Source organism: Nocardia amamiensis NBRC 102102, assembly GCF_001612745.1.
GTDB classification, from domain to species: Bacteria; Actinomycetota; Actinomycetes; order Mycobacteriales; family Mycobacteriaceae; genus Nocardia; species Nocardia amamiensis.
On the sequence record NZ_BDBA01000001.1, the window covers coordinates 42,414 to 66,361 of the forward strand.

The 23,948-nt window shown below is 69.0% G+C and carries 20 protein-coding genes; 9 read left to right on the top strand and 11 right to left on the bottom strand.

The annotated features are described in order from the left end of the window. Positions 1 to 3: 3 nt before the first annotated feature. On the bottom strand, positions 4 to 570 hold the full coding sequence (locus tag NA4_RS00155; protein WP_067461891.1) for an NAD(P)H-dependent oxidoreductase: 567 nt from the start codon (positions 568 to 570) through the stop codon (positions 4 to 6). Between the two features lie 141 nt (positions 571 to 711). Between NA4_RS00155 and NA4_RS00160 the strand changes: the two genes are divergently transcribed. Together NA4_RS00160 and nadE are read left to right on the top strand one after the other, a co-directional pair. After that, a complete protein-coding gene (locus tag NA4_RS00160) occupies positions 712 to 1,317 on the top strand; it encodes a TetR/AcrR family transcriptional regulator (RefSeq protein ID WP_067461967.1) in 606 nt (201 codons plus the stop codon). 22 nt (positions 1,318 to 1,339) lie between these two features. After that, positions 1,340 to 2,164, top strand: coding sequence for an NAD(+) synthase (gene nadE / locus NA4_RS00165; RefSeq protein WP_067461902.1), 825 nt, complete (start codon positions 1,340 to 1,342; stop codon positions 2,162 to 2,164). 4 nt (positions 2,165 to 2,168) lie between these two features. Here the strand turns inward: nadE and NA4_RS00170 are convergent, their stop codons facing one another. The 5 genes from NA4_RS00170 to moaA all read right to left on the bottom strand — a co-directional run bounded on the left by NA4_RS00170 (position 2,169) and on the right by moaA (position 5,714). Further along, on the bottom strand, positions 2,169 to 3,398 hold the full coding sequence (locus tag NA4_RS00170) for an RNA polymerase sigma factor (RefSeq protein WP_067461970.1): 1,230 nt from the start codon (positions 3,396 to 3,398) through the stop codon (positions 2,169 to 2,171). A 7-nt stretch (positions 3,399 to 3,405) separates the two neighbouring features. Then, on the bottom strand, positions 3,406 to 4,119 hold the full coding sequence (locus NA4_RS00175) for a YciI family protein (RefSeq protein ID WP_067461905.1): 714 nt from the start codon (positions 4,117 to 4,119) through the stop codon (positions 3,406 to 3,408). A gap of 107 nt (positions 4,120 to 4,226) precedes the next feature. Next, positions 4,227 to 4,394, bottom strand: coding sequence for a DUF1801 domain-containing protein (locus NA4_RS39990; RefSeq protein WP_218022219.1), 168 nt, complete (start codon positions 4,392 to 4,394; stop codon positions 4,227 to 4,229). Between the two features lie 26 nt (positions 4,395 to 4,420). After that, positions 4,421 to 4,663: a MoaD/ThiS family protein gene (locus tag NA4_RS00180; protein WP_067461908.1), complete on the bottom strand. Its 243-nt coding sequence runs from the start codon at positions 4,661 to 4,663 to the stop codon at positions 4,421 to 4,423. Then, complete coding sequence (moaA, locus tag NA4_RS00185; protein ID WP_067461911.1) at positions 4,656 to 5,714, bottom strand: GTP 3',8-cyclase MoaA; 1,059 nt, start codon at positions 5,712 to 5,714, stop codon at positions 4,656 to 4,658. The genes NA4_RS00180 and moaA overlap by 8 nt, the downstream gene beginning before the upstream one ends. 362 nt (positions 5,715 to 6,076) lie before the next feature. Between moaA and NA4_RS00190 the strand changes: the two genes are divergently transcribed. The 3 genes from NA4_RS00190 (at position 6,077) to NA4_RS00200 (ending at position 9,031) form a co-directional block, all read left to right on the top strand. Then, the gene (locus NA4_RS00190) at positions 6,077 to 7,324 is read left to right on the top strand and encodes a molybdopterin molybdotransferase MoeA (RefSeq protein ID WP_067461915.1); all 1,248 of its coding nucleotides are present in this window, start codon (positions 6,077 to 6,079) and stop codon (positions 7,322 to 7,324) included. A gap of 227 nt (positions 7,325 to 7,551) precedes the next feature. After that, positions 7,552 to 8,610, top strand: a complete 1,059-nt coding sequence (gene moaCB, locus NA4_RS00195; protein WP_067461920.1) for a bifunctional molybdenum cofactor biosynthesis protein MoaC/MoaB — start codon at positions 7,552 to 7,554, stop codon at positions 8,608 to 8,610. Then, positions 8,597 to 9,031, top strand: a complete 435-nt coding sequence (locus NA4_RS00200; protein WP_067461923.1) for a molybdenum cofactor biosynthesis protein MoaE — start codon at positions 8,597 to 8,599, stop codon at positions 9,029 to 9,031. The genes moaCB and NA4_RS00200 overlap by 14 nt, the downstream gene beginning before the upstream one ends. A 120-nt stretch (positions 9,032 to 9,151) precedes the next feature. Here the strand turns inward: NA4_RS00200 and NA4_RS00205 are convergent, their stop codons facing one another. Both NA4_RS00205 and NA4_RS43555 read right to left on the bottom strand, forming a co-directional pair. Then, the gene (locus NA4_RS00205; RefSeq protein WP_067461926.1) at positions 9,152 to 10,189 is read right to left on the bottom strand and encodes a CobW family GTP-binding protein; all 1,038 of its coding nucleotides are present in this window, start codon (positions 10,187 to 10,189) and stop codon (positions 9,152 to 9,154) included. 95 nt (positions 10,190 to 10,284) lie between these two features. Next, entirely contained in the window at positions 10,285 to 11,628 is a 1,344-nt protein-coding gene (locus NA4_RS43555) for an N-acetylmuramoyl-L-alanine amidase (RefSeq protein WP_067461932.1), read from the bottom strand. A 484-nt stretch (positions 11,629 to 12,112) separates the two neighbouring features. Here NA4_RS43555 and NA4_RS00215 point away from each other — a divergent pair, with 484 nt between their 5' ends. Further along, complete coding sequence (locus tag NA4_RS00215) at positions 12,113 to 12,484, top strand: Rv1352/Rv1906c domain-containing protein (RefSeq protein WP_067461935.1); 372 nt, start codon at positions 12,113 to 12,115, stop codon at positions 12,482 to 12,484. Between the two features lie 7 nt (positions 12,485 to 12,491). On the opposite strand, the gene NA4_RS00220 is transcribed toward NA4_RS00215, so the two are convergent. Then, on the bottom strand, positions 12,492 to 13,364 hold the full coding sequence (locus tag NA4_RS00220) for a cyclopropane mycolic acid synthase family methyltransferase (protein WP_157128719.1): 873 nt from the start codon (positions 13,362 to 13,364) through the stop codon (positions 12,492 to 12,494). A 180-nt stretch (positions 13,365 to 13,544) separates the two neighbouring features. Between NA4_RS00220 and NA4_RS00225 the strand changes: the two genes are divergently transcribed. Further along, positions 13,545 to 13,946, top strand: coding sequence for a PaaI family thioesterase (locus NA4_RS00225; RefSeq protein WP_067461941.1), 402 nt, complete (start codon positions 13,545 to 13,547; stop codon positions 13,944 to 13,946). On the opposite strand, the gene NA4_RS00230 is transcribed toward NA4_RS00225, so the two are convergent. Further along, positions 13,921 to 15,042 (bottom strand): MAB_1171c family putative transporter, encoded by a 1,122-nt coding sequence (locus NA4_RS00230; RefSeq protein ID WP_157128720.1) that lies wholly within the window; start codon positions 15,040 to 15,042, stop codon positions 13,921 to 13,923. The genes NA4_RS00225 and NA4_RS00230 overlap by 26 nt on opposite strands. Before the next feature lie 717 nt (positions 15,043 to 15,759). Here NA4_RS00230 and NA4_RS00235 point away from each other — a divergent pair. After that, positions 15,760 to 16,488 (top strand): TetR/AcrR family transcriptional regulator, encoded by a 729-nt coding sequence (locus NA4_RS00235; protein WP_169810954.1) that lies wholly within the window; start codon positions 15,760 to 15,762, stop codon positions 16,486 to 16,488. An 8-nt stretch (positions 16,489 to 16,496) separates the two neighbouring features. Here NA4_RS00235 and NA4_RS00240 read toward each other — a convergent pair whose 3' ends face one another. Next, the gene (locus NA4_RS00240; RefSeq protein ID WP_067461950.1) at positions 16,497 to 17,045 is read right to left on the bottom strand and encodes an ester cyclase; all 549 of its coding nucleotides are present in this window, start codon (positions 17,043 to 17,045) and stop codon (positions 16,497 to 16,499) included. A gap of 450 nt (positions 17,046 to 17,495) precedes the next feature. Between NA4_RS00240 and NA4_RS00245 the strand changes: the two genes are divergently transcribed. After that, positions 17,496 to 23,822, top strand: coding sequence for a type I polyketide synthase (locus NA4_RS00245; RefSeq protein ID WP_067461953.1), 6,327 nt, complete (start codon positions 17,496 to 17,498; stop codon positions 23,820 to 23,822). Positions 23,823 to 23,948 lie beyond the last annotated feature (126 nt).

A 23,948-nucleotide genomic window follows, 5' to 3' on the forward strand; every position in this document is an offset into this window, starting at 1 on the left:
AGCTTACACGGACGCCAGTTCGCCGCGCGTGGCCTCGACCAGGTCCCGCACCGAACTCGCCAGCTTGGTCAGCGCCTCCGCGTCATCGCGCGGATGCGAGGAGGCGAACCGCTCGCCGATCACGCCGAAGTGCAGGTGCGCGGACTCGACGACCTTCGCACCGGCCACGCCGAGCGCCTTGACCGCGTCCCCGTGCGCCCACTGCGCCGCGTTCGGGCTGATCGACGCGCTGACCACAGCGGCGGGCTTGCCCGTGATCGCGCCGGCGCCGTACGGACGCGACGTCCAGTCGATCGCGTTCTTCAGCACCGCCGACAGCGTGCCGTTGTATTCCGGCGTCACCAGCAGCAGGCCATCCGCGTCGGCGACCGCGTCGCGCAGCGCTTGGGCAGCGGCGGGCACGGAACCCGGAACGTCGATGTCCTCGTTGTAGAACGGGATGTCGGCGAGTCCCTCATAGAGGGTTACCTCGACACCCTCCGGGGCGGTCTGCGCGGCGGCTTCGGCGAGCTGACGATTGACCGAGGCGGCACGGAGGCTACCGACAAGTGCGAGGACGCGAGTGCTCATGAGAACTCCTGGTGTACTGAATGTGGTGTCCGTACGTTCACCACAGGCCAACCGGACTGCGGTCCGATTACTTCCCGCGGAGCTTGCGTGAGCGCTGTGAACTACCCCACATCCGACTCGCCGTCGCCACGCGGGCGCCAGCTGCTCGATGTCGGCGCGCCGCTGCCCGGCACGTCGCAGCCCGCCGAGCGTGCCGACGCGGCGCGCAACCGCCAACTCCTGCTGGACGCCGCGCAGCACGTGGTGCGCGAACAAGGTGTCGACAGCCTCACGATGGACGCGCTGGCCAAGCGCGCCGGGGTCGGCAAAGGCACGGTGTTCCGCCGGTTCGGCAGCCGGTCGGGGCTGCTGCTCGCGCTGCTGGATCACTCGGATCGAAAGTTCCAGGAGGCGTTCATCTTCGGCCCGCCGCCGCTGGGTCCCGGTGCCCCGCCGGTGGAACGGCTGGTCGCCTTCGGACGCGCCCGGTTGCTGGACATCGAAGTCGCGGGCGAACTGCATCGCGCGGCCGAACTAGGTGAGGCCGGGGACCGCTATTCCGGCGCGCCCTACCGTCTGCTGCGAGCCCACGTCACGATGCTGCTGCGGCAGGCCGAAGCACCTGGTGAGATCCCGCTCGTCGCCGACGCGCTCCTGGCGATGCTGGGCGCGCCGCTGGTCATGCACCAAATGCATGTCCAGGGGTACACCCGCGAGCAGATCGGCGACAACTGGGAGAGCCTCGTTCGGCGCGTTGTCACCCGATGAATCGCCAGTAGACTCGGGCGGCATGCGGAACGTGCGCGAACAGATCATCAGCGAACTGGGCGTCCAGCCCTCGATCGAGCCGAAGACCGAAGTGCGGCGGCGGATCGATTTCCTCAAGGATTATCTGAACGCCACTCCCGCACGGGGTTTCGTCCTCGGCATCAGCGGCGGGCAGGACAGCGCCCTCACCGGCCGGCTCTGCCAGCTCGCGGCCGAAGAGCTGCGCGCCGACGGCGCGGACGCGATCTTTCTCGCCGTCCGGCTGCCCTACGGGGTGCAGGCCGACGAGGCCGATGCGAGGATCGCGCTGAAATTCATCGAGCCGGACCGCCGAGTCGTGGTGAACGTCCGTCCCAGCGCGAACGCGGCAGCCGCCGAGGCGGCCACCGCGCTGGGCGTGGACAAGCTGCGCGACTTCGTGCGCGGCAACATCAAGGCGCGCGAACGCATGGTGATCCAGTACGCCCTGGCCGGGCAGGAGAACATGCTGGTGGTCGGCACCGATCACGCGGCGGAGGCGGTCACCGGCTTCTTCACCAAGTACGGCGACGGCGGCGTCGACCTGACCCCGCTCACCGGCCTCACCAAGCGCCAGGGCGCGGCGCTGCTGCAAGAACTGGGCGCGCCCCCCAGCATCTGGTCCAAGGTCCCCACCGCCGACCTCGAGGACGACCGGCCCGCGCTGCCCGACGAAGAGGCGCTCGGCCTGCGTTACAGCGAGATCGACGACTACCTCGAGGGCAACGAGGTCAGCGCGGAAGTCGCCGCCAAGATCGAATCCGTCTATCTGAACACCCGGCACAAGCGGACTGTCCCGGTGACCCCGCTCGACACCTGGTGGCGCTGAGTACCTAACGCGCCGACTCGACCTCCGCGAGACGGCGCGCCAGGAACCGCCGCACCTGGTCGTTGCCTGCCAGCTCCAGCGCCGCGCGATAGCTCTCCGCGGCCTCCGGACAGCGTCCGTCACGTCGCAGCAGATCAGCACGGGTCGCGGGTACCAGATGCGATCCGGCCAGCCGCGGGTCGGCGGCGACATCGTGGAGGGCGGCCAGCCCCGCGTCGAACCCGCGGGCGAAACCCACTGCCACAGCGCGGCTCACCGACACCGCAGGCGACGGAGCCAGCCGGAGCAGTTCGTCGTACTGCGCGACGATCGAGTGCCAATCGGTCTGCGCCCAACTGGGCGCCGTCGCGTGCGCGGCGGCGATGCGCGCCTGCACCAGGTACGGGCCGCCACCCTCCGCCTCGGCCGACCTCAGGCACTCCAGCCCCGCCCGGACCGCCGCTCGGTCCCACCGCGACCGATCCTGGTCCTCCAAAGGAACCAACTCCCCGTCGCCGCGCCGCCGTTGGTTTCGGCGGCTGTCCTGAAGCAGCATCAGCGCCAGCAGCGCACGCGCCTCGGGTTCGCGCGGCAGCAACCCGCACAGCAGCCTGCCGAGCCGAATCGCTTCATCGCACAGCTCGTCTCGCACCGCGGAAGGACCCGATGTCGCGAAGTACCCCTCGGTGAACACCAGATACACGCACGCCAGTACGCCAGGGACCCGCTCCGGCAGCAGATGCGGGGGCGGCACCCGCAGCGGGATGCCCGCCTGACGGATCTTCGCCTTCGCACGCGTGAGCCGTTGCGCCACTGTATGTTCCGGTTGCAGAAACGCACGCGCTATCTCAGCCGTGCGCAAGCCGCAGACCAGGCGCAGCGTCAAGGCCACCTGCGAGGGCCGCGACAGCGCCGGGTGGCAGCAGGTGAAGATCATCCGCAGTTGGTCGTCCGGCACCGGCGACACCTCGGCCTCCTCGTTCGGCGCACGCATCAGAACCGCGTCATGCTCCTTGACCGCCCTGGCCGACTCGCGCCGCAGCCGGTCCAGCGCTCTATTGCGGGCGGTCGTGGTGATCCACGCGCCCGGGTTGGACGGCAATCCACGCTCGGGCCAGGTGCGCAGTGCGTCGGCGAAGGCCTCCTGCACCGCGTCCTCGGCCAAGCCGATATCGCCGACCATCCTGGCCACCGTCGCGAGGGCCCGGCCGAACTCGGCGCGGTAGACGGCGTCGATCGTCGCGGCCGGACCCATGCGCACGTCAGTCGCCCAGGTCCACGATCTGACGCACCTCGGTGCGCCCACGCTCGCCCAGCGGGATGGCCGCGGCGATCTCGGCCGCCTGCGCTCGGTCCCGCGCGGTGTACAAGTACAGCCCGTCCACCACCTCGGCGAACTCCGCATACGGTCCGTCGGTGAGCAGCGTTTTCCCGTCGCGCACTCGCACGGTGGTCGCCGAGGACGGCGGTTGCAGCGCCCCGCCACCGCGAATCTCCGCCGCGTACTTCTCGCCGAAACGCTGGTGTTCGGTGACAGCGGCGTCCCACTCCGGAGTGTCCGGCACGATCACCGCGTCCGGAGCCTCCCACAGCAGCGCCAGCCACCAATCCGCGCGCGGCGTGTCGTGCGGCGACCACATCGCCATCGGGCGCACTTCCACCGCCCCGTCCTCGGCGGCGGGCACCTGGCGTGCCAGCCGGATCGCCTCGTCCAGATCGGCGGCTTCGAACACATAGAATCCGCCGACGACCTCGGCCTGCTCGGCGAACGGGCCATCGGTGACCAGCGTCTGCCCTCCGCTGCGCCGGATGTGCAGCGCGTCGGCGGAGGGGAACAGCGCCGCGCCGCCCGAGACCGCCGCGGCCTCGCGCTCCTCGAACGCCGCGTATTTCGCGACTTCGGCTTCGAACTCCGGCGTGCCGGGCCGGGTGCCGGGTACGTCTTCGCGTCCTACCAGTGTCGCCAGGTAGTGCATAGCGTCATCCTTCCTCGAATAGCCGGGGTGGGATACCCCGTTCTATTCGGACGACGAACGGCACATGCCGTTTTCTACACCCTCGTGGACCGAATATTCACGCGTCTTCAGCAGACCAGCCCGCCCCGTTCCGCCGCGGTGGCGCGGAGCAGATCGCGGATGAGCTCGAAATCGACCCGTTCCGGCGTGCGGAAGCGCAGGCATCCCTTGCCCATGTCGTGTCCAGCCAGGCGGTCGGCGAAGGCCGAGCGCACGTCGGTGCGCATAACACGCACGGCCGGAGCGAGGGGGAGGTAAGACCCTATCCGCCCGCGAACGGCGGGAGCACGTCGACGCGTGAGCTGAGGGCGGCCGTGGGGTCGCGGGTGAGTTCGTCGCCGATCAGGTACGCGCATACCGACAGCATCTTGTCCAGGCTGGGGCCGTAGACGTCCGCCAGGGTGGCGCGCAGGTCGGCCACCGTGGCGCCGGCCGGAAAGTCCAGGGTCTCGCTGTCCTTGCCGACCGCGTCGGCGATCGCGGCGAAGTAGCGGATCTCAACCACCGATGGCTCCCATCGTCCGCTCCGGCGGGATGAAACCCGCGGCGTCGATGCCATGTCCCGCCCACTTGTTCCACATCGCGCCGCGCCAGAGCGTCGCGAGCTCCTCGTCGTCGACGCCGGAACGCATCGCCTGGCGCAGGTCGAATTCCTGATCGCTGAACAGGCACGACCGCAGCATGCCGTCGGCGGTGAGGCGGGTGCGGTCGCAGGTGTCGCAGAACTTGCGGGTGACCGTCGCGATGATGCCCACGGTGCCCGGCCCGCCGTCGACCAGCCACTTCTCCGCCGGGGCGGACGGATCGGCGCGCCCGGCCTCGGTGAGCTGGAACCGAGTGCCGAGCACGTTGAGCAGTTCGGCGGCGGTGACCATGTTGGCCCGGGCCCATTCGTGATCGGCGTCGAGCGGCATCTCCTCGATGAACCGCAGCTCACAGCCTTCGTCCAGGCACCAGCGCAGCAGATCCGGCGCGCCGGCGAGGGTTTCGCGCATCAGCACGGCGTTGACCTTGATGGGGGCGAGTCCGGCGTCCCGCGCGGCGCGGATGCCGGCGAACACGGATTCGAGGCGATCGCGCCGGGTCAGCTGCTTGAAACCGGCCCGGTCGACCGTATCCAGCGACACGTTCACCCGGTGCAGCCCCGCGGCCGCGAGCCTGCGGGCGCGGTGCTCGAGCCCGACACCATTGGTCGTCATGGCCAGCGGGATGTGCGGGACCTCCGCGTGGCAGCCTGCGATGATCTGCTCCAGCTCGCGGCGCATCAGCGGCTCGCCCCCGGTGAAGCGGACCTCGCGCACCCCCAGATCGCGCACCGCGAGACGCACCAGCCGCACGATCTCGTCCACGGTGAGCAGTTCGTGCCGCGGAATCTCCGGCAGCCCCTCCTCCGGCATGCAGTAGGTGCAGCGCAGCGAGCACTTCTCGGTAATGGAGACGCGCAGGTCTCGGGCGACGCGTCCGAAACGATCCAGCAAATATGGGGTGTCGGGACGGCCGTCGAGCGAGGGACGCCCGGAACGTACGGCGGGAATCCCGATCTCGACCAGAGTCACACGTCCATTATGACCGGCGAGCCCGAATCGGGAACGAGCGGAAGGTCCCAGATGACTCACCGCGCCGGGGCTCCGACGGTGAGGCAGCCGCCTCGCCTTCGCTCGGCCCGGCACCGGGTATGGACGGACTTCGTCTGGCTGCGCCGATCCTGTGGCCGCCTGCCTTCGCCCGGCCCCACGCGGACTGCAGACAGACTCCGTCCGGCCGCGCCGCTCCTGCGGCCACCTGCCCTCGCCCCGCCCGGCGCGGACTGCACACGGATTCCGTCCGGCCGCGCCGTTCCCACGGCCGCCTCGCCTTTGCCCGGCCCGGCGCGGGCTGCGAAGGTACTTGGTCCGGCTGCGCCGATTAGGCTGACGGCATGAAACACCGGCCCGCGAGCGTTTCGGCGAGGTCCGTCGACGACTACCGCGACAACATCGAGCAAGTGTTGCGTCCGCTGGCCGCGCGCGCCGTCGAATCCGTCGCGGTGTCGCGGGCGCTGGGCAGGCAGCTGGCCGAGGACGTCCGGTCGCCGATCGACCTGCCGGTGTTCCGCAATTCCGCGATGGACGGGTACGCGGTGCGGGCGGAGTCCGTGCTGGTCGCGCCGGTCACGCTGCCGCTGGCCGGTGTGGTCGCCGCCGGAGCTCCCGGCCGCACACCGCTGCCGCCCGGCGCCGCCGTGAAGGTGATGACCGGCGCACCGCTGCCGCCCGGCGCGGACTGTGTGGTTCCGGTGGAGGACACGCACGCCGCCGACAACGTGGTGACCATCGAACGAGGCCGCAGCGCAGGCGAATTCGTGCGCGAACCGGGCACCGACGTCCGGGCCGGCGACCTGCTCGTCCGCGCGGGAACCACGCTTGCGCCCCGGCACGTCGCTGCTCTGGCCGCGGTCGGCCTGCCGACGGTGGCGGTGTTCGGCGCCGTGCGCGGCGCGGTGATCACCACCGGAGACGAGTTGGTCGCCGCGGGAGCCGCGTTACGCCCCGGACAGATCTACAACTCCAACGGCGTCGCGTTGGCCGCCGCGCTCGCCGCCAACGGGGTCGAGGTCGTCTCGGTGGCGCACAGCCCCGACGATCCGGCGCGATTCCGCGCGCTGCTGTCGGCCGCGACCAAGGCGGCCGATGTGGTGTTCACCTCCGGTGGCGTCTCCAAGGGCGACTTCGAGGTGGTCAAAGAGGTGCTCGAGCCGCTCGGTGGTCAGTTCGGCTCGGTCGCGATGCAGCCAGGGGGACCGCAAGGACTCAGCGTCGTCGAGGGCGTGCCGGTGCTCAGTTTCCCGGGCAATCCGGTCAGCACGATGGTGTCGTTCGAAGTGTTCGCCCGCCCGGTCTTGCGCCACCTCGCCGGCTTACCCGAGGTGGACTGTTTCGAGCTTCCGCTGCTCACCGCCGTGCCGCGCTCCCCGGAGGGCAGGCGGCAATTCCTGCGCGGCAAGCTGGTCCGCGCCCAGTCGGAGGAATCGCGCCCGCTGCACCGCCACCCGAAGGCGGTCGAAGTGGTGTCGGGGGCCGGCTCGCATCTGGTGGCGGGCATGGCCGGGGCCGACGTGCTGATCGATGTGCCCGCCGAGGTCACCGCGCTGCCCGCGGGCGCGCTTGTGCGAGTGTGGTCACTATGAGCGAGCGAACAATGGACACAGCCGAGTGCTCGCTCGTGCCGGAGCCGAGCGCCAGCGAGGTGGAGGCATGAGCGAGCGTAGCGAGCGAACAATGGACACAGCCGAGTGCTCGCTCGTGCCGGAGCCGAGCGCCAGCGAGGTGGAGGCATGAGCGAGCGTAGCGAGCGAACAATGGACACAGCCGAGTGCTCGCTCGTGCCGGAGCCGAGCGCCAGCGAGGTGGAGGCATGAGCGAGCTGTCCCATGTCGACAACGAAGGTCGCGCCCGCATGGTCGATGTGAGCGCGAAGAGCGAGACCACCCGGATCGCCGTCGCCGCAGGCGAGTTGCACACCACGGCCGAGGTGGTCGCGCTGGTGCGGGCCGATGATCTGCCGAAGGCGGACGTGCTGTCCACCGCGCGAATCGCGGGCATCGCGGGGGCCAAGAAGACCTCGGAGCTGATCCCGCTGTGTCATCAGCTGGCGCTCTCGTCGGTCCGGGTCGAGTTCGGCTTCACCGAAACCGCCATCACGATCGAGGCCACCGCGAAGACCAAGGGACCCACCGGGGTCGAGATGGAGGCGCTCACCGCGGTCGCGGTCGCCGGTCTCACCCTGCACGACATGGTGAAGGCCGTGGATCCCGCGGCGACGCTCACCGGCGTGCGGCTGCTCGCCAAAGAGGGCGGCAAGCACGGGCATTGGGAGCGGCCGGCCACCCTGGAACAGCCCGTAACGACGACTCCGCAGCCTGAGAACGCCTCGGCCGGTGAGGTCGCCGCGGAGGAAATCTCCGAGCACACCGAGCCGGAACTCGGCGAGGTCGGACGCTCGGCCGTGGTGCTGGTCTCCTCCACGGGCGTCGCGGCGGGCACCCGCGTCGACACCACCGGCCCGGTCCTCGTGGGATGGCTCGCCGATCTCGGCTTCTCCGTGCGTGGTCCGCTGGTCTACGCCGACGACGATATCGAGTACGGCCTGGCCGATGCGCTGCGTTTCGAGCCAGCGCTGGTGATCAGCACCGGCGGGACCGGCGCCTCCCCCACCGACGGGACCCCCGAAGCCACCCTCGCGCTGCTGGATCGCGAACTCCCCGGCGTGGCGGAGGCGATCCGGCAGCGCGGCACCGCGAAATTCCCGCTCGCCGCGCTGAGCCGCGGGGTGGCCGGGCTCGCGGGCCGCTCGGTGATCGTGAACCTGCCCGGATCGCCCGGCGGCGTCAAAGACGGCATCGCGGTGCTGGAACCGCTGCTGGATCATCTGCTTGCACAAGTAGCCGGAGGTGGTAGTCATGACAACGGCTGAGGCCACGGTCCGGCTCGCCCGGATCAGCGACCAGCCGCTGGACCCCGACGAGGTGGAGTCGGCGGTGACCGGACCGCACTACGGCGGGGTCGTGGTGTTCACCGGGAAGGTCCGCGATCACGATAGCGGACAGGCCGTTTCGGCCCTGGAATACTCCTCGCACCCACAGGCGGAGCGATTTCTGCACACCGTCTGCGCGGAAGTCGCCGCTTTGCACGGTTTGCCGGTCGCCGCCGTGCACCGCGTCGGCTCGCTTGCCGTCGGCGATCGCGCGATTGTCGTCGCGGTGGCGGCGGCGCATCGCGGCGAGGCGTTTGCCGTGTGCGCGGAACTGGTCGATCGGATCAAACACGAAGTCCCGATCTGGAAACGGCAATTGTTCGCCGATGGCCTGTCCGAATGGGTGAATGCCTGCGGGTGACCGGGGCTCTCGGCGACGATCGCGAGAGCGTCGAAGCCATCGCGCGGCGCCCTTGGCCGCATCGATGACGTTACGGGGGCGAACCGGCGCCCGGTCGCGGCGAAACGTGACGAGCTGCATTCAGTGCGGTGTGTAGCGCCAGACGCCGAGCATGCTCTGCGGGTCGAGGGGGGCCTCGGCGTCGTGCACGGTTTCCCGTAGCCGGGCCAGGGCTGCGTCGGTGTGTAGGCCGGCGCCGATGAGTACCAGCTGCGCGCCACGGGATTCGCCTCGTGACCAGCTGCCCGGTTCGAAGACGATGTGGCGGCCGACCATGTGCAAGATGAACTTCCTGCGTTCATCGGCGACGCCGAACGCGGCGAAGCCTTTGGCCCGGAACAGGCCCGGCGGCGGGTCCTCCAGAAAACCGATCAGTTTGCGCGGGTCCAGCTCGTGCCCGCTGGTGAACGAGACGCTGGTGTAGTCGTCGTGCAGATGGCGGTGCTCGGTGTGGTCGTCGTCGTGGTCGTGTTCGGCGAGCAGTTCGTCGAAGCTCAGTTGTTCGGCCACGCGAGGCACTTCCCGCAGCGGTTCGTCGAAAAGCAGCCCCGGATCGATCCGTCCGTGCGACGTCGCGTACACCGGCGCGGGGCCGACCAGCGCGGCAACATCCGCACGCAGCCGGGCCAGCTGCTGCGTGGATACCCGGTCGGCCTTGTTCACCACCACGAGATCGGCCAGCCGCAGGTGCGTGAGCAGCTCGGGGTGGCGTGCGCTGCTCTCCGGGAACTGTTCGGCGTCGACCACTTCGACCAAGCCGCCGTAATGGAGGCGCGGGTTGTCGCTGCCGACGACCATCCGGATCAGATTGCGCGGCTCGGCCAGTCCGCTGGCCTCCACCACGATCACGTCGATCTTGGCGCGCGGCTGTGCGAGGCGGGTGAACAACCCGTCCAGCTCGGTGACGTCGACCGCGCAGCACACGCAACCGTTGCCCAGCGAGACCATGGCGTCGACCTGTCCCGCGACCAGCATGGAGTCGATGTTGATCGCGCCGAAGTCATTGACCACCACGCCGATCCGGGTGCCCCGATTGTTCCGCAGCAGGTGGTTGAGCAGCGTGGTCTTTCCGGAACCGAGAAACCCCGCGACGAGCACAACAGGAATCCGGTCAGCCATTCCGCTCACCCTACTGCGCGGCAGGAGCGTGCGAGAAAGCCGGACGCCATCCTCGATGCGGGCGAGGATGGCGTCCGGTGGGTTCGGTGTGCGGACTATTTCGCGGGGCCCAGCAGCATGCCCGCCAGCGTGTAGGCCAGGTTGATCAACTCCGCGCTGACGGCGTTGTCATCCATGCCCAGCGATTTCGCCAGCGGCAGCAGCAACTCCATGATCGAGCCCGGTGTCACGGTGAATCCGGGTACTTCCTGAGAATTCGGTGCGCTCGGCGACTGAGCGGTGCCCGGCGACCCCGGCGCGTTCGGTATCGCCGGAGTGCCCGGCGTGGACTGCGACTGCGGTGTGCCCGGGACCGTCTGGCCCTGTGGCATCCCAGGGACCGTCTGGCCCTGCGGCACACCAGGGACCGTCTGCCCCTGCGGAATGCCCGGGGTCGTCTGCCCCTGCGGCATCCCAGGGACCGTCTGGCCCTGCGGCATCCCGGGGACCGTCTGGCCCTGCGGCACACCGGGGATCGTCTGTCCTTGTGGAGTGCCCGGGGTCGTCTGCCCCTGCGGCGTGCTCTGCTCCCCCACCGGACGGTCGGACGACGTACCCGGTTGCGGAATGGACTGCACCGCAGACTGATCCGACGGCGCACCCGCCTGCGGTGTGCCGAGCAGGTAGCCGACCAGCCCCGTCGTGAGGGCGATCGCGTGTTTCAGCTGGCCTTGCGGCGTCTCGAGCAGCGCCGCGTCCTCGGGATTTGCTCCGTTGCCCATCTCCAGGAAGACGAGCGGCACCGCGGTCAGCGCGGGCCCGGCGACATCCTTGCGGGTCTGCAGTCCCTCGGCGACGCCGCCGTAGTTCGCCGGGGCGAAGCCTGCCTGCCGGTACGCGTCGCGCACCGCCTGCGACGCGGCCAGGCCCGACCCGGACTGGACCTGATTGACGACGGCGTTCGGGATGGGCAGTTCGGGAACGATCAGATGGAAGCCGTGATACTCGGTGGGCGCGCTGTCGGCATGGATGCTCACGGCCACGGCGGCGCCGGAGTGCGTCGCCGCGTTCGCCCGCTCATCGATGCAGCCACCCCAGCCCGTGTCGTCCTGGCGGCTCAGCACCACCCGCGCGCCCAGTCCCTCCAGCGCGGTTCTGACCATCTGGCTGACGTTCCAATTGATGGTGTGCTCCGGAACGCCATTGATCGTGGACATCCCGGTGGTCTGGCAGTCCTTGGTACCGCCCCGACCGTCGCCGACCGGTCTGGCAAGGTTTTCGGAGTGATTCGACCCTTGGTGTCCTGGGTCGAGAAATACGGTTCTACCAGCGAGTTTGTTCGCCATATCCGGCGATGTCGGGTCAGCATGTGCGGTGGCGGGCAGCAACCCGGACACCGTCATCGTTACCGCGGCCGTGACGGCGGTACAGATACCGGCCTTGATGATGCTTGGCTTCATAGTGCGGTCGGTGCCCCGGGACGGGGCACCCCTCCCTTCCCACTTGTAACACCAAACCCACGATTCACTTTGGCAACGCCTGTCCCAGCAAGGCAAGGCGCGTTATCGAAGTGTTACGGCCTGCGCCGCGCATTGCCATCAGGCGCGCTCCGGCAGTTTGCGCGGAGATCGCAGAACGTAGTGCACCAAGCTGAGGACTGTACCGGTCGGCACGCCGAATGCGTTGGCAACTCGCTGGTAGCACCAGATGACGTCGGTCAGCGATGCCCCTCGGGCGACCGGCGGCAGCGCCGATAGCTGGGCATCGCGCGATTGAGCACGCGGCGTTGTCGCACAGCACAGGAATCCCGGATTTCGGGCACACCACCGGGTCTGTTCTGGTAAGTGTGGCCGCGCGGAGATGCGGGGATCTCCCGATTCCGCCGCGCCGGCGGGAGAACGACAGCCGCGACGCGGCGGTAGCACAGTCGAGGAGAACACCCTTATGCGTGCAAGCACGCTTCTACTCGCGGGGGCCACGGCCTCCGCGGTCACCCTGATCGCCGCCGGAACGGCGGCGGCCGAACCCGCGAACACCATGCCGCAGGACGGCGTCTACCTGATCGGCGTAGACATCCTCCCCGGCGTGTGGGAGGCGCCGGGGACGCCCGATCCGGCCTTCGGTTGCGACTGGCGCAGGCTGTGGAAGGTCGAGGGGGACAACACGAACATGCAGAACATCATCGCCAACAACTACACCCGGCTCAGCCCGGTTCGCGTGGAGATCAAGCCGACCGACGTCGCGTTCCGGACCGAGAACTGCGGCCCGTGGCGGTTGCTGCCGTCGCGGCCGCCGACCGGATCGTTCGGCGGCTGAACGGCGGCTACTGAGAGACACCCTCCTTCACCAGCGTGAACTGCATGACGTCGACATGCCCGCTGCGGAAGTTCGCCGCGCAGCCGGTGAGGTACTTCAGGTAGCGCTCGTAGACCTCTTCGGACGCGACCGCGATCGCTTCGGCACGGTGCTCGCGCAGCGCCTGCGCCCAGCAGTCGAGGGTGCGCGCGTAGTGCGGTCGCAGTTCCTGGATCTTCTCGGTGCCCAGACCGGCGCGACCGGCGAGCCGGGTCACCTCGGCGGGCTGCGGCAGCTGGCCGCCCGGGAAGATCTCCCGCTTGATGAAGGCGTGAAAGAGCGCATGCTCCCTGGTCACAGGGATATTCATGCGCCGGAGGTCGGCGAGGGTGTGGCCGACGATGGTGTGCAGGAGCATCCGCCCGCCCGGCGGCAGCATCCGATGACAGCGTTCGAAGAAGGTCGTGTAGCGCTCGCGCCGGAAATGCTCGAACGCGCCGATGCTGACGATGCGGTCGGCGTTGTCGTCGTATTCTTCCCAGCCCTGCAACCGGACCTCGACGCCCGCGAGGCGCTTCTGGTCGATCATGGCCTGGACATAGTCGTATTGATTGCGGCTGAGCGTCAGGCCGACGACCTTGGCGCCGTACTCGGTGGCGGCGCGCAGCATCGTCGCGCCCCAGCCGCAGCCGATGTCGAGCAGCGTCATTCCCGGTCGCAGGTCGAGCTTCCCCAGCGCGAGATCGATCTTGGCGCGCTGCGCTTGTTCGAGCGTCATGTCGGGGCGCTCGAAGTAGGCGCAGCTGTAGGTCATCGAGGGGTCGAGGAACAGCGCGTAGAACGCGTCGGAGACGTCGTAGTGCTCTTGCACCTGCCGATAGAACGGCCTGAGGTCGGTCATCGCGTTTCTCCTGTTCAACGGGTTCATGTCCGGATACCCGCGGGCATGGCGAAGCGTTTCAGCCCGCTGGGGACCGATACCGAACCGATGCCGAGGTCTCCGTTGCACAACACGCGAGGAGACATCCGATTACCTACGGCGTAATCGACTCCGGACACGGCGTCGGGCAGGATCGCGCCCATGATCGACGAAACGGGCACCACGCTGTTCCACCAGACCATGCCGTTCACCGAACGTCTCGGCATCGAGGTCCTCGCACACGGACCCGAGTTGGTACGCAGCCGACTGGCCTGGAACGAGTCGTTGTGCACCCTCGGCGGCGTGCTGCACGGCGGGGCGCTGATGTCGCTCGCCGACGCGACCGGCGCGGTGTGCGCGTTCCTGAACCTGCCCGACGGCAAGCAGGGCACCACCACGGTCGAGTCCAAGACGAACTTCCTGCGCGCCGTGCGCTCCGGCTACGCCACGGCAACCGCGATTCCGCTGCACGCCGGACGTTCGTTCATCGTGGTCGAGACGTCGATCCACGATGACGCGGACAAGCTGGTCGCGAAGATCACCCAGACCCAAGCAGTACTCTAGGAGGCTGCTGAACAACCGTGGCGCGGGCAGTGGGCCACACCCGGGCGAGAGCCAGCAGTTGCCGCAGTCCGGCGTCGAAATCCTTCGCGGGCACGGGCAACCGGGCCGGGGCCGATCCGACCTGTGCGGACCCCGACTTCCGCGCGAGCGCCGCCTGCGCCACCTGATGTGCGTAGTCGGTCAGCGGATCGCCCGACCGGGCGGTGGCCGGAGCGTACCGGCCGAGGTGCAACAGGGCGTCCTGGATCTCCACGGTCATCCGCATCAGCCGGGACTTCGGGTCGGTGCGATCCTGCGGGCCGGGTCGAAGGACGATCTCGGGAACCGCCGCGGTGAGATCCCGCCACAATGGGCGCAACCTGCGGCAGGTTCGCCCGGCGCGGTCGAGCTCCACCGCGGCGAGCTGCGACTTCACCAGCGGAATGGCAATGAACATCGCGTCGAGCACGAGGCACGCGGTGACCGACGCTTCAACCCTGGTGTGGTGCGCTCCCCCGCCCTGCCACCCGGTGACCATCTGCACCAGTGACAGCGCCAGATTGATACCGAAGAGGATTGCTGCCCAGGCCATTCCGCCGGAGACCAGCTTTCCCTCCACGCCGATCCCACCGGACCGCAGCTCCCGCATGCACATCCGGGCCAGCAGCGCGGTGTTCACCAGCAGGGGCAAGCCGAACGCGGTCCACACCACGATGTCCCCTGGGCTTGCGGTCAGGTCGACCAGTCGCCCTTCCTGGCGCGCCGACGTGCCCGCCAGCAGGATCACGGCGGCACATGCTGCGGCGAGCACACCGCAGACGCGGTGCCTGCGCCATACTTCGGCCGGGTCCGCGTCGAAGGCCCAGACACGGACGATCCCCTGCAGGCACATCGACGACATCACCGTGCAGCCGAGCGCCAGCTGATGGGCCAGGCTCGCGAGACCGGGCGTCATGGCGCAGCGGTACAGCAGCAGACTCAGCAAACCCCACAGGAACAGCCGGTTGAGCAACTGATCGACGACAGTGTCGCGCACGAGCACCGACCGGCCCGCGAGCACAGCGGCGACCAGGCCGATCGCGGGCCAGGCGATGGCTCCCGGAATCGGTGACAACATCGATAGACCTCCCACCCACGAAACTGTCCCCTATGGACGATACCGTTGCCGGGTGTTTGTGACCGCCCCCATACCGAACCGGCAGCAGCCGGCCACCGAGGCGCGTCATCCCTGCCCTGGCGTTCCCGCCGTTCCGGATCCGGGCCACGCCCGGATCCACGCGGCGGCTCGCTCCACACCAGCTAGTCCGAGGTCGATCTTGACAAGTACGCGATCCGTTACCACACCCATCGAGCACATGCCTGATCTGTCCGGCTCGAGACATGATCAGGCGTGCACCGGGTTGAGACGGAGCCCGCTTGTCACCGAACCCAGGACAGCGCCGTCTCGATCGTCAGATGCCACAGTGCAGCGCAATATTGCGAATTCAGAAAGGACGCAAACCATTTGGCGTAACGGCTGTGGGTGTTACTCTCTATCACATAGAGTCTCAGTGACGACACTCACCTCCGACACGCAGCTTCCCGCGGGTGCACCCGCGCCTCGTAGCCCGCGAACGCGGCCCCACCTCATGCTCTGCCCGCCTGTTCGCGCGGCAAGGACGGAGAATTCAGTGCGCGATGAACCACGATCAGCTTCCCGGACCGAGCGAATCGATGGTGCATCGATCGGAACCGAAGTCGTTCCCCTGGCACTGCTTCGGCGCCACAGCTGGCTGCACACCGCCCTAACGGCCTTATGCGTCACGGCTTGACCGTGTTCGGGGAAGCAGAAGCAATGAGCAAGCAAACTGCCGGAATGACCGAATTAGCCGTGCGCCCGCCCGCCGCACCGGAGGCGATGAACACCGCACTGCGCGATCGCCTGATCGACGCGACCGTGGAGGTCGTGTCGAGCGAGGGCCTGCACGCCCTCACCGTCCGCCGCGTTTCGCGCATGTGCGGAGTCTCCACGATGGCGGTGTACTCCAATTTCGGTGGCATGCCCGGCCTGATCCGTTCCGCGGGTTCCGCGGGCTTCGCGCAATTGGGCGAGCGCATGGCCGCTGCGGGCGTGACCGACCAGCCGATCGCCGATCTCCTGGTACTCGGCCTGGTGTTCCGCGACGAGGCGCGGCGCAGGCCGGAATTGTTCCAGCTGATGTTCGGCACCGGAACGCGCATCGATATGAAGATCAACCGTGGCAATGTGCTGGTGGCCGGACACGACTCGGAGTTCGAGCACTACCAGGAAACGTTCGATCATGTGGTCGGGGCGGTGCGGCGAGCACAGGACGCGGGGCAGATCGATACTCCCGACGTCCGTTCGGCGGCCGCGCAGCTGTGGATGGGCCTGTTCGGCTTCATCCAACTCGAGATGGCGGGACACCTGGGCGACGACGGCGTGCTCGAGGTGCTGGTGCCCGCCATCGTGAACCTGCTCGTCGGCATGAGCGCCGAACTGGAGACCGTCGGCGCGGCGGTCCTCACGGCGATGGAGCGGTTCACCGCCGCGCCCGGCGACTGATCCCCGCCTCAGAACGGCAGCCGGGACCTGACCCGCTGGGCGCGCGCCATCGCGCGTTCGGCGGCGCTGCCGCGCGGCGGCATCAGACCCAGTTGCAGCAGCATCTCCTGCAGATCCCAGGAGGCCTGGCTGCGCCAGATCAGCCCGGAGCGGAACTGCCAGAAATCGATCACCAGCACGTCGAACTTCTTGCCGGTGCCGGCGAACCCGGGTGGGTCGATCAGACCGAGATGCGTGCCGGTCATCCGCCACGGCACGATGGCGAGCCGGTTGTCCGCGGCCAGCACCGGGGGAAAGGGATTGGTATAGGCCACGTCCGGAAACGAGCGCACCGTATCGGCGACGAATTTCTCGACTCCCGCGCGACCGTGCGCGGGGCCGGACATCGACGGATCGTGCCAGATGGTGTCCTCGGTGACATATTTCGCGACGGCCGCCGGATCCGCGCTGTTCCAACCCGCGATGTATCCTTCGGCGAATTCGGTCAGCCATGCCACGCTTTCGATGGGCTCGGCCTCCGCCTCGATTCGGAACTGTCCGGTGTTGTACGGAACCACGGCGCATCGCCTTTCACCCGGAGTACGTAATCGAGGAGCCATGGTAGCCATGAATCGGCGGCATGCTCAACATCTTCCCCCGATCGGGGTGCGGCAGCGAAGAAATAACAATGTAATCGACTGTCTCACGCAGCCGGAATAACCCTGTAATAACAGGCGAATAATGCTGTCATATCCGCCCTGAGCTGCGGTGATGATCAACTTGGTATCAACAAATGACGCAAGGGTTTTCGCTCGTGTACCGCACGATTCCGTATTGACCTCAGCGAATCCGCGCTCCTACCATGGGTGGACACTGACCTCCGACCACGGAACTACTTCACCTCCGGACGGCGCCTGCGACGCAACATGTTTGCCGGCGTCTCATTCCGGTTGTCTCCACGCTGATTCGATGGCGCCGTATCTGAAACCGCGGGCGTTTTCGAATACCTGAGCATCAGGGGATTTTGCATGCCCAATGTAGCAATTGTCGGTATCGGCTGCCGTTTTCCGGGTGGCATCGACGGACCGGCCTCTTTCTGGGACTTCGTCGTGCGCAAAGGCGACGGCATCGTGGAAGTGCCACCGGACCGCTGGAACCTGGCGAAGTTCTACGATCCGGACCCGGACGCGCCGGGCCGGATGTACACCAGGCACGGCGGATTCCTGACCCAGCCGCTCTGGGAGTTCGACGCCGAGTTCTTCGGCATCTCCCAGCGCGAGGCCTCCATCATGGACCCGCAGCAGCGGCTGCTGCTCGAGGTCGCCTGGGAGGCGCTCGACGACGCGGGGATGGCAGGCCGGGTCAGCGGCCGCGAGGTCGGCGTGTTCGTCGGCGGCTTCATGAACGACAACGCGTTGGTGCGCAGCGGATCGGTGTCCCGCGCCTCGATCAACAGCCACAGCCCGACGAGTTCCTCGCACACCCTGCTGTCGGCGCGCATCGCGTTCCTGCTGGACCTGCTCGGTCCCACCATGACCATCGATACCGCCTGCTCGTCGTCACTGGTCGCACTGCACCAGGCGGTGCTCGCCCTGGAGTCGGGGGAATGCGAGACGGCGATCGTCGGCGGCGCCAACGCGATGCTGCGGCCGGAGGCGTTCATCTCGATGTGCAAGGGACGCTTCCTCGCCTTCGACGGCCGGTGCAAGTCCTTCGACGCCGCGGCCGACGGGTACGGCCGCGGCGAGGGCGCGGGTGCGATCGTGCTGAAGTCGCTGGAGGCGGCCGTCCGCGACCGCGACCGGATCTACGCGGTGGTGCGCGGCAGCGGCGTCAACCAGGATGGCCGCACGCTGGCCATTCCGGTGCCCAACCCGGACGCGCAGGCGGCTCTGGCCCGCCGGGTGCACCGGCTGGCGGGCATCGACCCGTACGACATCCGCTACGTGGAGGCGCACGGCACCGGAACGCCGGTCGGCGACCCACTCGAATTGGCCGCGCTGGGTGCGGTGTACGGCGCGGTCGAGGGCCGCGACGAGCCGCTGCCGGTCGGTTCGGTGAAGAACAACATCGGGCACACCGAAGCCGCCGCGGGCGTCGCGGGCGTCATCAAGGCGGCGCTGACGCTGCACCACGGCGTCATCGCGCCGCAGCTGCGGCTGGACAACCCGAACCCGGAGATCCGGTTCGACGAGCTGCGGGTCCGGATTCCGCTGGAAACCGAGCCGCTGCCCAACTCCGACGGGCAGGCCGCGGTGGCGGTCAACAGCTTCGGCTACGGCGGAACCAACGCGCACGCCATCCTGACCCGCGCGCCCGAAGCACCCAGGGTTGCCGCCGAGCGGAGCTCGATCACAGTGCTGCCGCTGTCGGCGCGCAATGAGACCGCACTGCGCACCATGGCCACCCAGCTGCACGAGCTGACCGAGACCGAGCCCGTCGCCGCGGTGACCGAGGCGGCATGGACCCAGCGCGCGCATCATCCGATTCGCGCCGCTTTCGCCTACCGCGACAGCGAGGACCTGCGTACCCAGCTGGCCGATTTCGCCTCGGGCGCGGGCAAGTCACCCGCCCGCGCGCTCACCGACGGCTCCACCGAGCCCGTGTTCGTGTTCAGCGGCATGGGGCCGCAGTGGTGGGGCATGGCCCGCGGCCTGCTCCAGGCCGACGGCCACTTCGCCGCCGCGGCGCGCTCGATCGATGAGACTTTCCGCGAGATCGCGGGATGGTCGATCGTCGAGGAACTCCTGCGTCCGGAGGAAGAGTCGCGGATCACCCGGACCGCCTTCGCCCAGCCGGCGAACTTCCTGGTGCAAGCCGCGCTCACCGCCGAACTGGCCGAACTCGGCATCCACCCCGCCGCGGTGGTCGGCCACAGTGTCGGCGAGGTGGCGTCGGCATATGTCTCGGGTGCGCTGTCGCTGCGCGACGCGCTGCTGGTGAGTTATCACCGCGCCAGGTTGCAGGCCACCACCGCGGGCACCGGCGGCATGCTCGCCGTCGGGCTGTCGGAAGAACAACTGCGCGACCGTCTCTCGGGCGTCGAAGGCGTCTGCGTCGCGGCGATGAACAGCCATTCCGCGGCCACGCTGTCCGGCGATCCGGCCGAATTGGACCGGATCCGGGCCGAACTCACCGACGAGGGCGTCTTCGCCAAGGCGCTGCGCGTCGAGGTGCCCTACCACAGCCATTTGATGGACCCGATTCTCGGTGATCTCACCACGGTGCTGGCCGATCTCGCGCCGCAGCCCGCGCAGGTGCCGATCTGGTCCACCGTCACCGGCGGCGAACTGTCCGGTCCGGACTGGGACGCCGCCTACTGGTGCCGCAACGTGCGCGAGCCGGTGGTGTTCGGCGCGGCCATGGACAGCCTGCTCGACGCGGGTCACCGGGTCTTCCTGGAGGTGGGGCCGCACCCGGTGCTCAGCGGCAACATCCGGGAGGCGTTCGTGCGCCGCGGCATCGACGGCGCAGCGATCAGCACGCTGTCCCGCAACGCCGACGATCGCGACAACGTGCTGCGCGCGGTGGGCGAGCTGTACCAAAGCGGCGGGCTGGACACCACATCCGCGCCCGGCGCGCCGGAAACCCCTACCACGCACCTGGATCTACCGCGCTACCCGTGGCAGCGCCGCACCCTGTGGACCGAGGACCCCGCGATCGAATCCGATCGCGTCGGGGCCACCGACGGGTACGTCATGCTGGGCCAGCGCACCGCGGCGTCCGCGCCGGAGTGGGAGGTCGAGCTGTCCGTGGCCGCCCTGCCGTGGCTGCCCGATCACGTGGTGGACGGCTCGGTCGTGCTGCCGGGTGCGGCATACCTGGACGCCGCGCTCAGCGCCGCCGCGGTCCGCACCGGTCGCGCAGCGTTCGGGCTGGAGTCGGTCCAGTTCGTCGCGCCGCTGGTGATCGGTCAGCACGACGTGCCGGTACTGCGCCTCACCGTCGAGGAGACCACCCGCCGGTTCACCCTGCGCTCCCGCGCGGCTACCGGAACCGCCTGGACGATCAATGCGTACGGCAGGCTGATCGAGGCGGACGTCGACGCGCGCACGATCGACCTCACCCCGGCGGCGGACGCGGTGGACGTGGCGTCCGCGACGCTCTACGACGGGCTCGCCGCGCACGGGCTGGCCTACGGCCCCAGTTTCCGGCTGATCACGTCCGCCGAGGTGGGCGCGGACTCCGTGCTGGCACGCCTCGATCTCACGCCGCTGGCCGACAGCGCGTCGAGCCTGCCGCACCTGGCCCACCCCGCGGCGGTCGACGCCGCGCTACAGTGCTTCGCCGCGCTCTACGCGCAGACCACCCGCGGCGCGAGCGTAGTGGTGCCGTCCTCGGTCGCCGGAGTCCGCTGGACCGGGCCGCTGCCCGAGCAGGCCGTAGTCCTGGTACGCCGGGTCGACTGCGAGCCGCTGTGCGCGGACATCACCGTCGCCTCGCCGGAAGGCGCTGTCGCACTGACACTTTCGGGCGTGCGCTTCGCCAGCCTGGCATCCGAGCCGGATCTGCACGACCAGCTCGACCAGCTGTTCTACGAGCCGGTGTGGTCCATCGTGGACGACGCCCCGACCGCCGAGGAGGCCGCGGGCGGCGAGGAGTTCCTGCTCGTGGTCAGCCTGGGCAGCACCGTGTCCCAGCGGGCGAAGGAAATCGCCGGCGCCCGCGCCGCGTCCGAGATCCTCACCCTGGCACCGGAGGAGACCGACGCCGCCGCACCCGTACTCGCCGCTTTGCGCGCCGCCCATCAGCGATCCGACGTGACGCGCAGCCGCCTCGTCGTGGTGTCCGGCGCCGAGCTGGACGCAGTGCCCAACGCATACGGGCTCGCGCTGGTCGCCAAGGCGGTCGGCGAGCTGGTGCTCGGCGAGGAGGAGGGTGACGGCCCGGAGGCCGATGTGCGCGCGGTGGTCGTCACCGAGCGGGCGTTCTGCCTGCCGACCGACGACTTCGCGCACCCCGCGCAGGCCGCGCTGACCGGCGCCCGGCGCACATTGCGCAACGAGCAACCCGCGGTGCAGTGGCGACTGGTCGACACCGAATCCACCACCCGCGCCGCCGATATCGTCGATCAGGTACTCGGCGAGGGGTCCGCCGACGAGGTCGCGCTGCGCGCGGGCGCGTGCTGGGCACTGCACCTGCGCCGGTCGCTGCGCGAGCAGCTGGCGAGCTGGGACGAGCCCGCGCCTTTGTCCGATCCGGAAGCGTCCTTCCGCCTGGAGGTTCCGCGTTCGCGTCTGCTGTCGGACCTGGCCTGGCGCGCCGTTGACCGCGTCGAACCAGGGCCGGGCGAGATCGAGATCCGGGTGGACACGGTTGGCCTCAACTACAAGGACGCGCTGAAGGTACTCGGCGTACTCACCGAGAAAGAGCTGGCCGGAACGTATTTCGGCACCGCACTGGGCATGGACGGTTACGGCGTCGTCGAGCGGGTCGGTCCTGGCGTTACCGACGTCGTTGTGGGCGACCGAATGTCGGTGTGCACCAAGGATATGGTCCGCCGCTACATCACCGTTCGGCCCGACGACGGCGCCACGATGTCGCTCGACTTCGTGGACAACGCGGAGATCGACCCGTGCCACTCCAGCTCGGCGTTGCCCTTCCTCACCGCCGAATTCGCTTTCGACGAGCTCGCGCACCTGCAACCGGGCCAAACCGTGCTGGTGCACGGTGCGGCAGGTGGCATGGGCATGGCCGCGGTCCAGGTCGCAGTGCGCCGCGGCGCGCGGGTGATCGCGTCGGCGGGCTCGGACGAGCGGCGCGCGGTTGCCACGGCGGCGGGCGCGCACGAGGTGGTCAATTCGCGCTCGATCAGCTTCGTCGACGACGTGCTTGCACTGACCGACGGGCGCGGCGTCGACGTGGTCTACAGCTCGGCGCCCGGCGAGATCCTCCAGCAGAACCTGCGCGTGGTCACCGAGTTCGGCCGGATCATCGAGATCGGCAAGGCCGACATCTACGGCGGCGGCACCATCGACCTGCGTCCGTTCGACCGGAACCTGTCGTTCTTCGCCGTGGACATGGACCGTGCGCTTGCCGTGCGTCCCGAAATAGTCCGCCGCGGGATACGCAGTGCGACCGAAGCGTGCGTCCAGGGCGTCTACGACTACCTGCCTTACACCGCATTCCCGCTCGAAGCGACCGCCGAGGCGTTCGAAACCGTGGTGCGATCCAAACACACCGGCCGGGTGGTCCTCGATCTGCGCGAGCCGAATCCGACCGTCCTGCCCAAACGGCCGAGTCTGCCCGTCGATCCCGAGGCCAGCTACCTGGTGACCGGAGGGTTCGGCGCGTTCGGCCTGGCTACCGCGCGCTGGCTGGTCCGCATCGGCGCCCGCCGCCTGGTACTGGCGGGGCGCAGCGGCGCCAGCGGGGACGCGGCCCGCACCGCGGTCGCCGAATTCGCCGCGGCCGGAGTGGAGGTCGTCGAGGAACGCCTCGACATGGCCGACTACGACGCGGTCGCCGCGCTGATCGAGCGCATCCAGCGCAGCGGTCACCCGCTGCGCGGGGTCTTCCACGCCGCGGGCGTGGTGAACAATCGCGAGGTTCCGCAGATCACCGCCGAGTCGCTGACCGAGATCTTCGGGCCGAAGGTGGCCGGTGCGGTGAACCTGGACACCGCGATCACCGCCGCCGACATCGAACTCGACATGTTCGTGCTGTTCTCCTCGGCGAGCAGCATCGTCGGAATTCTTCCCCAATTCGGTTACGCGGCAGCCAATTCCGTGCTCGACATGATCGCCGCCGCCCGTCGCGCCCGCGGCGCGGCCGCGCTGGCGGTGAACTGGGGCTTCATGAGCGGTGGCGGCGGTATGGCCGACTACGAGGCGGTCACCCGGTACGCGGAGCGGACCGGTTACGGCTCGGTCGACATGGACGTCGCCACCGACCTGCTCGGTGAGTGCCTGCGGCTGAACCTGCCACAGATCGTGCTGCTCGACGTGGACTGGAGTCAGTGGGCGCTGACGCACCGCGCGTCCGCCCGCACGCCGCGTTTCGCCGAGCAGGTTGCGGCCGCGGGCGGAGGCGCGTCCGGGGCCGGGGCGCTGCGAGCGGAAATCCTGGCGCTGGGTGTCGAGCAGCGCGGCGAGGTGGTCGCCTACGTGCTCGCCGAACAGCTCGCCGCGGTGCTCGGCGTCAGCGCCGAGACGGTGGATCTGAATACTCCGCTGCCCGAGCTCGGCATGGACTCACTGATGGGTATGGAGTTCGCCGCACGTGTCGTGCAGGTGCTCGGGACCCAGCTGTCGGTGCTCGCAGTGATCGGGCTGACGTTGCGCGGGCTCGGCGCGCGAATTGCCGAGCAGATTGCACAGGAAGAAGACCGTGCAGCGAAAGCGAGGACGAATTGACCCACAACAACTCCCGTGACCTGGCCCGCGCGCTGCTGGCCAGGCACGCGGGCGGCGAGACGAGCGCTGCCGCGGCGACCCCGAACGGAGCGCATGCCGGGAACGGCTCCGCCACGGCCGCGAACG